Annotated in this window: 9 protein-coding genes; 6 read left to right on the top strand and 3 right to left on the bottom strand. The window is 41.4% G+C overall.

The genetic code is table 11. From position 1 onward, the window contains the following. Positions 1-8 precede the first annotated feature (8 nt). Positions 9-137, bottom strand: coding sequence for a hypothetical protein (locus tag AACQ38_RS03515; protein WP_255562970.1), 129 nt, complete (start codon positions 135-137; stop codon positions 9-11). Between the two features lie 471 nt (positions 138-608). On the opposite strand from AACQ38_RS03515, the gene AACQ38_RS03510 reads away from it, so the two are divergent. Together AACQ38_RS03510 and AACQ38_RS03505 are read left to right on the top strand one after the other, a co-directional pair. Beyond that, positions 609-887 carry a phage tail fiber protein gene (locus AACQ38_RS03510; RefSeq protein ID WP_242685513.1) on the top strand — a complete coding sequence of 93 codons (279 nt, stop codon included), beginning with the start codon at positions 609-611 and terminating at the stop codon, positions 885-887. A gap of 445 nt (positions 888-1,332) precedes the next feature. After that, complete coding sequence (locus AACQ38_RS03505) at positions 1,333-3,081, top strand: ABC-F family ATP-binding cassette domain-containing protein (protein WP_165577428.1); 1,749 nt, start codon at positions 1,333-1,335, stop codon at positions 3,079-3,081. Between the two features lie 150 nt (positions 3,082-3,231). Here the strand turns inward: AACQ38_RS03505 and ychF are convergent, their stop codons facing one another. Beyond that, a complete protein-coding gene (ychF, locus tag AACQ38_RS03500; RefSeq protein WP_109791511.1) occupies positions 3,232-4,323 on the bottom strand; it encodes a redox-regulated ATPase YchF in 1,092 nt (363 codons plus the stop codon). 141 nt (positions 4,324-4,464) lie between these two features. Further along, on the bottom strand, positions 4,465-5,055 hold the full coding sequence (gene pth, locus AACQ38_RS03495; protein WP_011146310.1) for an aminoacyl-tRNA hydrolase: 591 nt from the start codon (positions 5,053-5,055) through the stop codon (positions 4,465-4,467). Positions 5,056-5,583: 528 nt separating this feature from the next. On the opposite strand from pth, the gene AACQ38_RS03490 reads away from it, so the two are divergent. The 4 genes from AACQ38_RS03490 (at position 5,584) to AACQ38_RS03475 (ending at position 15,729) form a co-directional block, all read left to right on the top strand. Beyond that, positions 5,584-7,524: a phage tail protein gene (locus tag AACQ38_RS03490; protein WP_165577427.1), complete on the top strand. Its 1,941-nt coding sequence runs from the start codon at positions 5,584-5,586 to the stop codon at positions 7,522-7,524. Positions 7,525-7,916: 392 nt separating this feature from the next. After that, a complete protein-coding gene (locus AACQ38_RS03485; RefSeq protein ID WP_242685512.1) occupies positions 7,917-13,427 on the top strand; it encodes an inverse autotransporter beta domain-containing protein in 5,511 nt (1,836 codons plus the stop codon). A 17-nt stretch (positions 13,428-13,444) separates the two neighbouring features. After that, complete coding sequence (locus AACQ38_RS03480; protein ID WP_058589121.1) at positions 13,445-13,663, top strand: hypothetical protein; 219 nt, start codon at positions 13,445-13,447, stop codon at positions 13,661-13,663. Positions 13,664-14,226: 563 nt separating this feature from the next. Then, the gene (locus AACQ38_RS03475) at positions 14,227-15,729 is read left to right on the top strand and encodes a hypothetical protein (RefSeq protein WP_165577426.1); all 1,503 of its coding nucleotides are present in this window, start codon (positions 14,227-14,229) and stop codon (positions 15,727-15,729) included. Positions 15,730-15,848 lie beyond the last annotated feature (119 nt).

Here is a 15,848-nt window from a genome sequence, read left to right as displayed (position 1 = left end):
CCTCTTTACTAAATGTAAAAGATAAAGATATGCACGTCTTTACATATTGTCAATAGTAAATATCTATACTTATACCCGTCATCCCCGTCATCTTTCAAGTTGCCTCTTTGTTGGCTGCACTCGCTCACCCCGGTCACATCGTTACCTATGCTCCTAGGGATTCACTCCCTTGCCGTCGCGATCCATCTTGAAATCCATAGGGTATATTAGATAAGTAATTGATTTTCATTCTTTACTCAAAATGAGATCCAGATTCAGAAACTATAATTTGTTTTATATCAACAATATAGGGTTTTATTTATATGATAAGCAATGTTCCTGAAAACCGAGAATATCTTAATCAATAGGTAAAAATATATATCTAATCTTTTAATAATGGTGTAAAAATATAGTATGTAAAGTCCATTATCGCAAAATTTGTGTTTTGGTTGTTCTAATTGAATAATCCTGAATTATATTATTCGGATATTTATTTTTTATTTTATAATAATGCGCTTTATTATTAATTATTTGTCGATTTATTTTGATTTATATTTATTTGGAATGAATAATTACAAGTTAAAATTACGATCAATTATATTAACTTCTTGGTTAAAATATTTTGTTGTATGGTGGGATTTATTTATTCTTGGAAAGTAAATGTTATTATTTATATTTTCGAAATGAAATGGATGGAAAAGAGTTACTTTCATATATTGGACAGAAATGGTTTTAATATATGTCTGGTTTTAGGGAGTTTAAAATTTATTGCTATCTTTGCGCAAAATAAGCGTGTTAAGAGTATTAATGATGATGGGGAAGTTGTTTATTACAATGATGGTGAGTTATGCGACATTCCTGATGGGCGAGTAATTAACGTTCGAGTACAACTGCCAGAAAAACCATAAGAATAAAATAAAAAAATCCACGCAACTGCGTGGATTTCAAGGGCTTTAAAGAGGTAACTCTCATATGTCCTTATTTGAATCATGATTTTAATCGTGAAGCAGCTTTTACCAAAATATCTAAAAAAAACGCATAACCGCCTGTTAGCCATTAAATTTATTGATACCTGGTTATTTTTATTTAATTATTGTTTGCCTGTAAATAGACAGCTTTGTTACGATGACAGTATCGTTCAATTTGGAAAAATAAGGAGGCTAATTATGATGTTGTGTGATGTGATCGAATATTCACACTTCTTTGGTAATCGCCAGAGCTCAGGCTTTCACAGTATTACACTGCGATAACCTGTCTGAGCGAAGTTATCTAAAAAAATCTCTTCCTCAGCTTACTGGGTTGTCGCCCCCTGACTTAACCCGGGTATCTCTGTACCTGAAAAATGAGTAAGCTATGAGCACATTATTATCTGTAAAATCAATCTGTTACGAAGTATCTACCGCCATGTTGCTGAATAATGTCTTTTTCACTATTCAGGCTGGTGACCGTATTGGTCTGATTGGTCATAACGGCAGTGGAAAAAGTACGCTATTAAAATTATTGACAGCGCAACTACTTCCTAGCGTTGGCACTATTCACTATGCCAGCCATTGTGTGACTGCCTATATTGAGCAGCATTTACCGGAAGACGTGGAAAATCAGCCATTAATTGATGCGGTTTTACAAAAATTACCTGTTGATGAACGTGTGACAGAACGCTGGCGTGCGGAAATTCTTCTGACACAGCTCGGTTTTGCTGAAACCTTGTGGGCACAACCTGCCAGTCAGCTCAGCGGTGGGCAACACACACGTCTGCTATTAGGCAGGGCATTAATACAGGAGCCTGATCTGCTATTACTGGATGAGCCAAGTAATCATCTGGATTTACCTACTCTATGGTGGTTGGGCAATTTTCTTCAGTCCTGGAAAGGGAGTTTTATTCTGGTTTCCCACGATCAGACTCTGCTCGATAAGGTCACTAATTGCACATGGATATTGCGCGACAAGACCCTCTATTTTTATCGTTTACCCTGTTCTGAGGCCCGTCAAGCTCTCGCAGAAAAAGATATGAGTGATGAACATCGCCATCAGTTTGAACAGAACGAGATTGATCGTGTTACGTCCAGTGCCAAACGCCTTGCAAACTGGGGACGCATTTATGATAACGAAGATCTGGCACGCAAAGCGAAACAGATGGAAAAACACATTGAACGTTTGAAAGATGCGCAGACAGTATTGACTGAAGGTTACCAGTGGCAGTTGACATTAACCGGCCAGCCTATTCAGGCTGATCGCGTTCTTGAACTTGACTATGCCACCATAACAGTACAGGGTGGCTCAATACCACTGTTTACCACCGGCTTTCATCAGGTAAAGAGTGGTGATCGCATTGCTATCATTGGTGCCAATGGTTGTGGTAAATCAACCTTATTGCGACTGTTGTGGCAACGTTATCTCTCAGCGATGCGCCACAGTCCTGATATAAAGTTCCATCCGGCCATTACAGCAGGTTATTACGATCAGCAATTACACCAATTGCATGATAACGACAGCCTGATAGATGCATTACGGCCATTTGCACTACTGACAGACGAACAGCGCAAGATGGCGCTGATTGGTGCCGGTTTTGCTTACTCGTGCCATCAGCAGAAAGTGGCTACTCTCAGTGGTGGTGAACGTTCAAGGTTGCTGTTTGTGGGACTGAGTTTGGCGAAGTATGAATTGATCATGCTGGATGAGCCGACCAACCATCTGGATATTGAAGGTAAAGAAGCATTGTGTGAGCAAATTGCGACATTTAGTGGTGCATTACTTGTTGTTAGCCATGATCGCTGGTTGATCGAAAATAGCTGTCAGCGTTTTTGGTTTATCAATAACAACCAGTTGGAAGAGTATCACGATATTGAGGCTATTTATCAGCAAATTGAACAGATGAGTCAGCAGCAAAGTAAACACAAAGAGTACGGCCGCTATGCTTCCCACATTGCTGATGACAGGTTACAACCATCCTTATTGCTGGAAGAGCAATTACTGGAGCGCCTGTTTTATCTTGAAGAAAAACTGGAAATCGATAGGAAACGTAAGATTGCTCACCAAAAGCCACATCTTCAGCAGCAGTGGATAAAGGAGATAGAAAAAATACAGGCTCAGTTGAACCTGTAATTCGTTGCCCGTAACAGACGCATTTAGCCCGAGCTGTTACGATATTTTTTGAGACATCATGAAAACAAAAATCCACGCAACTGCGTGGATTTTAAGAATTTTAATCAGTCTCAGAGAGATCTTGTGATGTTGTCAGAGATGAAAAATAAATTAGACATTAAACAAGAAATTCATTACATCGCCATCTTTAACGATATAGTCTTTACCTTCTGAACGCATCTTGCCGGCCTCTTTGGCCCCTTGCTCGCCTTTGTAAGTGATGAAATCTTCAAAAGAGATGGTTTGTGCGCGGATAAAACCTTTTTCAAAATCAGTATGGATCTTACCGGCTGCTTGTGGTGCGGTTGCGCCAACTGGGATGGTCCATGCCCGAACCTCTTTCACGCCGGCGGTGAAGTAAGTTTGCAGATTCAGTAACTGATAGCCAGCGCGGATAACGCGATTTAAACCGGGTTCTTCCAGCCCAAGTTCAGCCATAAATTCTTCGCGTTCATCATCTTCCAGCTCCGCGATATCCGCTTCTACCGCCGCACAAACCGGTACGACCACTGAACCCTCTTTTTCTGCGATCGCACGAACCGCATCCAGATGAGGGTTGTTTTCGAAACCCTCTTCGTTGACGTTAGCGATATACATGGTGGGTTTCAGCGTCAGGAAACTCAAATAGCGGATAGCCGCTTTCTCTTCGGTACTGAGATCCAACGCCCGCAACATACCCGCTTGTTCCAGATGAGGCAGACATTTTTCCAGAGCTGCCAATTCTGCTTTGGCCTCTTTATCGCCACCTTTGGCTTTTTTCTGCACACGATGAATGGCCCGTTCGCAGGTGTCCAGATCGGAAAGGGCCAGTTCGGTATTGATGATCTCAATATCAGCAGCAGGATCAACTTGACCGGAAACGTGAATGATATTGTCATTGACAAAGCAGCGCACAACATGGCCGATAGCTTCTGTTTCACGAATGTTAGTTAAAAACTGGTTGCCCAAGCCTTCACCTTTTGATGCACCTTTCACCAGACCCGCAATATCGACGAATTCCATTGTGGTTGGTAAGATTCGCTGAGGTTTCACAATTTCAGCCAGTTGTTCAAGCCGTGGATCTGGCATAGGGACGACACCGGTATTAGGTTCAATGGTGCAGAACGGGAAGTTTGCTGCTTCGATACCGGCTTTAGTCAGCGCATTGAATAAGGTTGATTTTCCGACGTTAGGCAGGCCAACGATACCGCATTTGAATCCCATGATTTTCACCTTAATTTACTTATAAATCAAAAGGCTGTATCAGCCTTTTCGATGAGTCAAAAAAATTGGCGCCATTATACACGGAATGACGGGTTATCACGATCTTACAGACAAGATTTATCGATTCCAGATTCCATGTCATCAAACGCTGGCTTTAAAGCTATGTAAACGGTTGATCGCTTTATCCATATCTTGTTTCATCAGGATATCAGTACAACGCCGTGCTTCATCAATGGCATCATCAATCAACTGTTGTTCACTGGCTGGTGGTTTGCCTAGCACAAAGCCAACCACTTTATTTTTATCGCCGGGATGGCCGATACCAATACGTAAGCGATAAAAGTTAGGGTTATTGCCAAATTTGTTCTGAATATCTTTCAAGCCATTATGACCGCCATGACTACCACCCAGCTTCATTTTTGCCACCCCGGGCGGTAAATCGAGTTCATCATGAGCCACCAGAATTTCATCCGGTTGAATACGGTAGAAGGAGGCGAGGGCTACGACAGATTTACCACTGAGATTCATAAACGTCGTCGGGACTAACAGACGAACATCGTGACCGCAGATATTAATCCGGGCGGTATAACCGAAAAATTTACTCTCTTCTTTCAGTGATTGATTGTGGCTCCGAGCGAGTAGATCAACATACCAGGCTCCGGCATTGTGTCTGGTTTGAGCATATTCAGCACCGGGATTAGCCAGACCGACGATTAATTTTATGTTACTCACTATTTTTCTTCACTTTTGGCAGTAAAACAAAAAGGAGGATAGTTTACCTGCCGGGTACGACGAGTACAAAGTTCAGTTTGATTGAGTCTTCCTTGTCAGTGATTCCCGATCGTTATACCCGTTATCCTTCAAGTTGCCTCTTTGTTGGCTGCACTCGCTCACCCCGGTCACATAGTTATCTATGCTCCCAGGGATTCACTCCCTTGCCGTCGCGATGCATCTTGAAATCCATAGGGTATAAGTGACTTTCATTATGTAAAATTGTAAAAAATAATTTAATAAGTTTTGCAATTGTAATAGCAAGTGAGGAAATGGATGGAAATATTTTTGATATAGATCTGGCTTAATGACATTTGGTTTTTCATTGCTATCAATTATAAAAAATAGTTGGTAATTTAAGTTGTAATATTGGCTCAATTATTATTTTTCTAAGCTAAACTATAATTAAAATAAATTGCGGGGAATTATTTTTACAGGAATTTAACATGTTGATTATGAAATGATGTTTTTTTAATTTTAGGAGTATATATGAATCAAAAAAATGATTTTAAAGCTTTTTCTATTAGTAATAATGCTAATGTGGTGAGTCAAGAAGGATATGAAGAAAGCCAGAGTTTAAAAACGGGATTTCCACCAGATCATATTACGATTCATTTACTAAACAAGGCGTTACGTCAGTCGTCAACCATAACATCTGTTGTGGCTAGTTTTATCGCAACATATTCCGGTAATGATGTTCTGGATGATGGGGATATAGCCAAACTTATTGTCCAATTAAATAGAGCATTAGAACAAAAAATCGGAATAGCAGTACCAAGTGCTTCATTAACACAAAAAGGTGTTATCCAGCTCACAGATACAATAGGTAATAGTAATACCCTCGCGGTAACGCAGAAACTGGTTTCTGATGTAAATGATAATGCGAATAACCGATTGGCAAAAAATCAAAATGGCGCAGATATTCCTGATAAGAGCGGGTTTGTGAAAAACCTCGGCTTATCGGAAACAGTGGAATTGGCGAAAAATGCGGTATCGGCCAATGGCGGGAATTATCCACAGTATTTTAGGTTTAAACAGGTTGAAACACTGCCCACCGAACGTAATGCGACGATGTTAGTTTCTTTGCAGGGAGCCAGACCGCAAAATGGGCTAGTCGGGTTTACGCATTACAACTGGTATGACAATTATATTAAAACAGGTATTGTGCGTGGTGGTAATGTTAATACCTACGGATATGCGATAGATATTAATGACAAACGGGTTTTTTCTGTTTCTCCTGAGGGTTTGATTGAAGCCGCGTCAGCGAATATAAATGGGAACGCTAGGTTTAAACAGGTTGAAACACTGCCCACCGAACGTAATGCGACGATGTTAGTTTCTGAATCTGGTTTAAGATCGACGGGTACAATAGTCTCGTATACGCTTTACAATTGGTATGACAATTATGCTAAAGCCGGTATTGTGCGTGGTGGTAGTGCTAATACCTACGGATATGCGATAGATATTAATGACAAACGGGTTTTCTCTGTTTCTCCTGCGGGTCTGATGGAAGCCGCGTCAGCGAATATAAGGGGAAATGCGGGGGTTTTTAACATAACCCATGATACGGGTAAACATGCATATTTTCAGTTTATTGAGGAAGCAAAAAGGACGGCCTATGTTGGATTCCCGAGTGACGGCTCACCGGATTTTGATATTTGTAACGAAAAAAAATCTAGCAAATTAACCATTGGTCGAGAGTTGGCGGCATATATTAATAATAATCGGGTTTTCTCTGTTTCTCCTGCGGGGCAGATTGATGCCGGGTCGGCAAATTTAAAGGGGGCCGGGGGTATTTTTAATATAATATATGACACGGGTAGACACGCATATTTTCAGTTTGTTGAGGGAGGAAAAAGAACTGCCTACATTGGAGTTCCAGGTGACGGCTCATCGGATTTTGATATTTGCAACGAAAAAAATTATGGCAGGCTGACAGTTGGCGAAAAATTGAAATATAACGGTAATCCTATTGCTGTTTTTAATGATAACTGTATTGCTGATACTAACGGCAATCTTAAAATATCCAGCCCTGTAGTGAGTATTCATCCAGACGGCACTTATGAATTAACTCGCGAAGCGGAAGGCATGATTGTCGAGCGGATAGAGACAGGGAAATACCGCATCAGCGGCTGCAACGGTTTTGCTAAAGATGGAGCATGGGGAATTCACGGTGGTACAATTGTCCCGGCAGATAGCAACGGATTAAATTTGATTTGGGTTTGTGAATCAGTAGATCCATCTAATGGCAATATAACCATCGAATGTTATCATCGTCAAAATAAAGATGCGCCGATATTTGCTCAAAATAAACGTGTTAAGAGCGTTAATAGTGATGGAGAAGTCATTTATTATAATGATGGTGAACTCTGTGATATCCCCGATGGACGAGTGATTAATGTTCGAGTTCAACTGCCGGAAAAATCATAATAACCATAATCACTGAGTGTAAACTCAATAATGATAAATAGACAGAAAACCCGTTGGAGCGGGTTTTCTGCTTATGTTTTTAATGAAAGTTGTATAAATATTTAATGCCGTGTTAGTAAATGATTTACGACGATTTTTATTTTGCTAAGTGATTACTTATTGTTATCGACTGATAATTTATTTTCATTATACAAAGTCATAAAAAGTAATTTATTGTACTCATTAGCTATAACTGAATATATACCCAATGGATTTCAAGATGCTTCGCGACGGCAAGGGAACGAATCCCCGGGAGCATAGATAACGATGTGACCGGGGTGAGCGAGTGCAGCCAACAAAGAGGCAACTTGAAAGATGACGGGTATAACAGCAATAACTTTAGGTAATTTCTGATGAGCATCAATCGTAATTCTCGTAATGTAATAAATTGTAAGATAAATAAAGGTGTGCTAATCGTCTGTTTTTTATTTGCAGCGCTTATGCTACTAAAAAGTTATCCTGCTTTATCTGAACCAGTAAAGTCTTTGATTGGTATTGAAAATTGCCAGGAATACCCAGAGGCAGTTATAGAGCATAATATTGATAGCAAAAAACAGATAACCGAGCAGGCTAGCAATAAGTTACACGAAAACGTTACTTATAAAGAGAAAAAGCGATCAGAGCCGAGGAGATGTGGTAATTTTTTATCAAAGAGAAGCGTAGTAGGAAAAAACGATAGCGGTGAAAAACCAAAAATACTGTGGTTAGACGAAGATAGTCATAAAGACGGTAATCACCCCCTCCCTCCTTTAATTTTATCTCATGGCACTAAAATCCTTGGATTATTAAATTCAGATCCGAAAAAATTGGCACAGGATTATATTGTTAATAAATTAAACAGTCAGATAACAAGTAATACCCAGAAGTGGTTATCACAGTTTGGTACAGCTAAAATTAATTTAAATGTTGATCATCGTGGGCGACTGGATGAAAGTTCTGTAGACTTACTCGTTCCTTTTTATGATGATAAAGAGCATTGGCTTGTTTATAGTCAATATGGCTATCGTCATAAAGATAGCCGTGACACTGTGAATTTAGGCATTGGCACCCGTTTATTCATAAATAACTGGATGTATGGGGCGAACACTTTTTACGATAATGATTTAACTGGTAATAATAGCCGATTCAGCTTGGGTGGTGAACTATGGACTAACTACCTAAAGATGTCTGCTAACGCCTATTTTCGCCTGAGTGATTGGCATAACTCCCGTGATTTAGTCAATTATTATGAGCGCCCTGCCAATGGTTATGACCTTATTGCCGACATGTATTTACCTTCAATGCCGTCACTCGGTGCCAAAATAAAATATGAACAATATTTTGGTGATAATGTTGCATTATTCGGAAAGAACAAGAGACAAAAAGATCCCTATGCGGCAACTATTGGGGTAAATTATACCCCGATTCCACTGATCACAGCGGGGATTGACTATAAATTAGGAAAAGAGGGAAAAAGTGATGGTATATTTTCATTCAATGTGAATTACCGATTTGGTGTTCCGTTGTCAGAACAACTTTCACCAGAAAATGTCTCTTCACTACGAAGCTTGGCCGGCAGTCGTTACGACTTAGTTGAAAGAAATAATAATATTATTTTGAATTATCTGAAAAAACAGCAACATTTTAGGTTACTGGTCCCTGTAATAGAAATTAGTAGTTACGGTGGTGAAGTTAAACCAATACAAATTCAATCTGATACTCCATTCAAAAATGTGACTTGGGATATACCTGAATTATTCCAGAAGAATGGCGGGATGATAAATATAGAAAGTACTCATGGTTATACCATTCAGTTACCGGAATATCAGCCTGATGGAAAAAATGACTATACTATAACAGGTACAAGTAAAGATGATCAGCTGAGGGTGCAAATACAAGCTCATGTATTACAACGTAATATCTCTTTGAGTGTTAATACAACCGATCCTTTAATTGCTGATGGAAATGCGAAATATGTCTATACAGCTACCCTGCTTGGCGCTGACAAAAAAACGCCGATAGAAAATGCCAAATTGATTTGGGATACGGATAAAAAAGATCCTGGATTGAAATTAAAGCCTGATTCAGAAGCAACAGATAAAAATGGACAACAGACTGCAACATTAACCAGTACAACGCCATTATCCGATATACAAGTTAGCGTCAGGATTAATGGCGAACGTGTTACTACGGATAAAAAAGTCAGTTTTACGGAGTCCAGCAGCAGCTATCGAGTCACCGGCGTGACGGTGGGTGTGGATAAAGACAAGAAGCGCTACAACAACGGTGCTGACAGTTATACCTTCACGGCGACGGTGGTAGATGGGCATGGCAAGCCGGTGGCGGATAAACCGATCGACATTGACTGGCAGACAGACTCAAAGGTTGACGGACTAAAACTGACGAAACAGAACAACTCGGTGAGTAACGCGCAGGGGCAGGTGACTGCGACCTTAACCAGCACGGCGGCGGTGGAGAATGTGCAGGTATCGGCGAAAACAGCCAGCCAGCAGACGGCGGTGAACGCGAACGGCAAAGTCAGTTTTACGGAGTTCAGCACCAGCTATTATGTCGCCAGCGTGACGGTGGAAGTGGATAAAGACAAGGCGCACTACAACAACGGCAGTGACAGTTATATCTTCACGGCGACAGTAAAGGACGGGCACGGCAATCTGGTGACGGGTCAACCGGTCAACATTGACTGGCAGACAAATCCAACGGTTGACGGGCTAAAACTGACGAAACAGAACAACTCGGTGAGTAACGCGCAGGGGCAGGTGACTGCGACCTTAACCAGCACGGCGGCGGTGGAGAATGTGCAGGTATCGGCGAAAACAGCCAGCCAGCAGACGGCGGTGAACGCGAACGGCAAAGTCAGTTTTACGGAGTTCAGCACCAGCTATTATGTCGCCAGCGTGACGGTGGAGGTGGATAAAGACAAGGCGCACTACAACAACGGCAGTGACAGTTATACCTTCACGGCGACAGTAAAGGATGGGCACGGCAATCTGGTGGTGGGTCAACCGGTCAACATTGACTGGCAGACAAATCCAACGGTTGACGGGCTAAAACTGACGAAACAGAACAACTCGGTGAGTAACGCGCAGGGGCAGGTGACTGCGACCTTAACCAGTACAGTGGCGGTGGAGAATGTGCAGGTATCGGCGAAAACAGCCAGCCAGCAGACGGCGGTGAACGTGAACGGCAAAGTCAGTTTTACGGAGTTCAGCACCAGCTATTATGTCGCCAGCGTGACGGTGGAAGTGGATAAAGACAAAGTACGCTACAACAACGGCGCTGACAGTTATACCTTCACGGCGACAGTGAAGGATGGGTACGGCAATCTGGTGGTGGGTCAACCGGTCGACATTGACTGGCAGACAGATCCAAAGGCTGACGGGTTAAAACTGACAAAACAGAGCAGTTCGGTGAGTAACGCGCAGGGGCAGGTGACCGCGACGTTAAGCAGCACAGTGGTGGTATCTGATGTGCAGGTATCGGCGAAAACAGCCAGCCAGCAGACGGCGGTGAACGCGAACGGGAAAGTCAGTTTTACGGAGTTCAGCACCAGCTATTATGTCGCCAGCGTGACGGTGGAAGTGGATAAAGACAAGGCGCACTACAACAACGGCAGTGACAGTTATACCTTCACGGCGACAGTAAAGGACGGGCACGGCAATCTGGTGATGGGTCAACCGGTCAACATTGACTGGCAGACAGATCCAAAGGCTGACGGGTTAAAACTGACAAAACAGAACAATTCGGTGAGTAACGCGCAGGGGCAGGTCACGGCGACGTTAAGCAGCACAGTGGTGGTATCTGATGTGCAGGTATCGGCGAAAACAGCCAGCCAGAAGACGGCGGAGAACGCGAACGGGAAAGTCAGTTTTACGGAGTACAGCGCCAGCTATTATGTCGCCAGCGTGACGGTGGAGGTGGATAAAGACAAGGCGCACTACAACAACGGCAGTGACAGTTATACCTTCACGGCGACAGTGAAGGACGGGCACGGCAATCTGGTGGTGGGTCAACCGGTCGACATTGACTGGCAGACAGATCCAAAGGCTGACGGGCTAAAACTGACAAAACAGAACAACTCGGTGAGTAATGCGCAGGGTCAGGTCACGGCGACCTTAACCAGTACAGCGGCGGTGGAGAATGTGCAGGTATCGGCGAAAACAGCCAGCCAGAAGACGGCGGAGAACGCGAACGGGAAAGTCAGTTTTACGGAGTTCAGCACCAGCTATTATGTCGCCAGCGTGACGGTGGAGGTGGATAAAGACAAGGCGCACTACAACAACGGCAGTGACAGTTATACCTTCACGGCGACAGTGAAGGACGGGCTCGGCAATCTGGTGGTGGGTCAACCGGTCGACATTGACTGGCAGACAGATTCAAAGTCTGACGGGTTAAAACTGACGAAACAGCACAACTCGGTGAGTAACGCGCAGGGGCAGGTGACCGCGACCTTAACCAGTACAGCGGCGGTGGAGAATGTGCAGGTATCGGCGAAAACAGCCAGCCAGCAGACGGTGGTGAACGCGAACGGCAAAGTCAGTTTTACGGAGTTCAGCACCAGCTATTATGTCGCCAGCGTGACGGTGGAAGTGGATAAAGACAAGGAGTACTACAACAACGGCAGTGACAGTTATACCTTCACGGCGATAGTAAAGGATGGGCACGGCAATCTGGTGATGGGTCAACCGGTCAACATTGACTGGCAGACAGATCCAAAGGCTGACGGGTTAAAACTGACGAAACAGAACAACTCAGTGAGTAATGCGCAGGGACAGGTGACCGCGACCTTAACCAGTACAGTGGTAGCGATTGATGTACAAGTGTCCGCAAAAACAGCTACTCAGCAGACGCCGGTGAATGTAGATAAAAAAGTCAGTTTTATCAGCCCTGATGAGCTTGCTTCTCTTACTGTTAGCCCAGATCACGTAACAGAAGGAGAAGGCGAGGGGCATACTTATACCTTCACTGCCACAGTAAAAGATTTTTCCGGGCAGGCGAAAAGCGGTATTACGGTGGCCTGGAGTGCAGCAAATAGTAAGGGAGTCACCATTACTGATAAAAACTTGGTAACTCAGGTAGTGGGTGATGGTAAAACAGATGCTGATGGGAAAGCGCAATATCAGGTATATAGTAAAAGTGGCGGGTTTGTTGCTGTTATGGTAACGGCCAAAGTGAATGATTCATCTGTTGGTTCTAAGAATAAAACGGTAGAAATTAAGGCTAATGAGCAGGATGTTACTGACTTCTTTATAATGGATTATGACACTAAAGATGGAAAAGGACCCGGGCGTTCGGTTCCAAAAGAAAGAATGAATTTTGCTTGGCCAAAAATGAGGTTTGAACCCGAGTATTTGCCTGGAGAATTAACTATAGCTGGTTATACTGGAGTATATGACTCAAGTAATAGGAACGTAGTTGATGTGGATGGACATTATTTTCAAGTTAAAAAAGCAGGAACGGCTACATTAACTACGACGTTTACACACCCAGAATCTGGCCGGTATTTAAAATATATTATTCCCGATGTGAAAATTGATCACTTTGTAATTGTTGATTCTAGCTCGACAGGGCCGGGGATTGGTTCCGCTTACTCGAAGGATCGTATTGACACGAGTAAGCCTTTACCTAGTTGTACAAGAGGAAATAGGATAAAGGAGAGTGATCTTGGTGGTTCAATTGATTATTTGGTTAAGGATTTGAATTTGAATCTTATTGATAAGGGTTTATTAGGAGATCCACGAGCTTCGTTAAATTCTAACGGAATAACAATGGGAGGGCTACAAATAAATGACGAAAGTATTCAGGTTCATTTGTTGAAGGAGAAAGATCCAAATGCAATTTTTTATGTGGTTTTATGTGAAGAGTAGGAAGGAAATAATAGGTAGTGAGCATTATTGTTGAAGCGCACTATTTTGATAGAAAATTAGGTGTTTGTTACTGGTTGGTGTTTAATTCTAATATGAAGTTTAATATGTTAACACTTACAGCAGATATAATTTCAGGAATGACGATTTTAGAAGAGTGCTCAGTTGTCATTACTGCTACTTATAGTGAAAATGTAGCCATGCTATCTTCTCGTTATTTTAATCGAGCCAGTCTCTAATGAACGATCACAGGGGTTTCTCGTGCATTAGCTGTAGCTGGAATTTTTACTCACCAAGGTTATTTAGAACTTGAACAGCGAGGGAAAATCAATTATTTGATTATTCAGGGAAGGGACTTGGATGCTTATGTTGTAGGGCTGGAAGTTGAAATCAATGTAGATGATGTTATTGATGTAAGTGTTTACGCTGATGGTATTATGGGAGAGGAGTTAGATTAAGTATTTATTACTATTGATCCTCATACATGAATCAAGGAAGATACGGAGGTTAGAATAAGTGTTATTCAGCTTGGTCAGTCGCTTTTTTCATATGTGGACTCATATGCTGATGGTTTCTGACTTAGTTTTTTGAATGTGAGGAGGAAGCATCGTATCCTATTTTACGATATCTTTTGGATAAAGAATACATTGCTATTACAGTAATGGCTAAAGTGAATAATTTATTTGTGTGACAAACAGGAAGGAGGTAATAGAGAGTAAGCATCGTTGTATAAACGCATTATTTTGATAGAAAATTAAGTGTTTGTTACTGATTGGTGTTTAACTTTAATATGAGGTTTAATATGTCGACACTTACAGCAGATATAGTTTCAGGAATAACGGTTTTAGAAGCGTGCCAAGTTGTTATCACAGTGACTTATTCAGGTGATGATACTCATAAAGTAACGGAAACGACTGGCATAGTGCACAGTACCCCCAAAAATACCTATTTTGATAAAATTCCTCGTATTTCAAGAGATGTTGAGAAAAATACCTGCACTGCGAAATTTGTTGTTACTGCTAATTCTGGCACTGGTGATTTTACCATAGAATTTTCAGTGGATAGGGCTACGGACCCCGATGCTAAATTAGAAATTGCATTTCATTCTATTGATAAAAATGGTTTTTCACATGCAGCATTTGAACCTATCATTATTGGTGATTCGCTGATAAAAGATTTATCTCCGGCAGCAGATAATGAGGAGCCTTCTGATTTTAATGGTAACCTCCTCGTTAATCTATATGCGCTGAGTAAAACAAATGATCCATTACCCTATTTTCAAATTCCCCTGGTAACGGATAAATTAGTACGTATTTTTAGGTATGATAGGGAAAAAATTACGGAAGAAATATTTCCTTTTATTCAAGAACTGAATAATAATAAATACTATATTAATACAGATGATAAAGGTTTTGTTGCCTTAAAGATTTTTCCCAGTCAGGAGGAAGAGGGGAACTATGCAGTTAATATGTTCACTGAATTGCAGGGTTTTTCAAGGAAATCTTCATCAAATATTCTGTTTATTACAGAAGACATTGCTCCAGCGCTGGTGATGCCAGATATAGAAGAGCTGGACGGTGATAGATTAACGCCATCAACAGGATATAGCAATACAGGTTTTCATGTGAGTATCCCGTTCTATGAAGGTGTTAAACCGAGAGATAGAATTTTCTTAATGATCAGAGAAGATAATGATGAAACGCCAAGTGCGTCCACTGTCATTACTGATCTGAGTCAGTTGGATATACCATCTATTTTAGTTCCATATGCCAGTATTCCAAATATTGGCAATAATGGGTTATACTATTACGTAGCTGATGTAATAGGAAACATAACTATGTCATCTGCCCTCTATTTTAATTTAACGAGATCAACACCAAATATACCACCAGAGATTAAGCGTATATTAGCGAGACCTAGAATCTTTAATCATAAACGACAGAAGGAATTTAGTTGGCCAGGTAAGATTAGTTTTAAGTATATTTTAGGTGGAGGGTTGGATGCCCATATTGCTGTGGGTAAAAACAGTGGAATAGAGGTAAATCATGTCATTAATGTACGTATTTACGTTAATGGTATTATCAATGATAATCCATCTTCGAAAATTTATTCTATTGATCCTCATACGGTAACTGCCGACGAAGTGGCGGCAGGAGAGACTATTATTCCACTTGGTCAGGCGTTTTTTACTAATATAGATTCATATGATGATGGTACGCCAGGCTTGGTTTATATCACTTACAGCGTAGGCAAAAACGAATCTAAGATTTGGTTTGGACATATTGATACTGTTCCACCTAGGTAATAAATTTAACTGATTGAGCTTTTATCTGTTTGTTGGAAAATGCTCACGCATTTTCCACTTTTCTGAACATATTTCTTATTGATGAACTGGCGATTCTTCATTACCAAGCTATAATATTT

The sequence above is a fragment of the Photorhabdus sp. RW14-46 genome, assembly GCF_963887965.1.
Lineage (GTDB): Bacteria > Pseudomonadota > Gammaproteobacteria > Enterobacterales > Enterobacteriaceae > Photorhabdus > Photorhabdus laumondii.
The sequence above is the reverse complement of the archived record's forward strand: the minus strand, read 5'-3'. Positions and strand labels throughout refer to the sequence as shown.

Bases quoted from the DNA above. Each gene is read 5' to 3' on its own strand.
- AACQ38_RS03510 (WP_242685513.1), top strand. From the start codon at position 609: ATGGTGGGATTTATTTATTCTTGGAAAGTAAATGTTATTATTTATATT.
- ychF (WP_109791511.1), bottom strand. From the start codon at position 4,323: ATGGGATTCAAATGCGGTATCGTTGGCCTGCCTAACGTCGGAAAATCA.
- AACQ38_RS03505 (WP_165577428.1), top strand. From the start codon at position 1,333: ATGAGCACATTATTATCTGTAAAATCAATCTGTTACGAAGTATCTACC.
- AACQ38_RS03490 (WP_165577427.1), top strand. From the start codon at position 5,584: ATGAATCAAAAAAATGATTTTAAAGCTTTTTCTATTAGTAATAATGCT.
- AACQ38_RS03485 (WP_242685512.1), top strand. From the start codon at position 7,917: ATGAGCATCAATCGTAATTCTCGTAATGTAATAAATTGTAAGATAAAT.
- AACQ38_RS03475 (WP_165577426.1), top strand. From the start codon at position 14,227: ATGTCGACACTTACAGCAGATATAGTTTCAGGAATAACGGTTTTAGAA.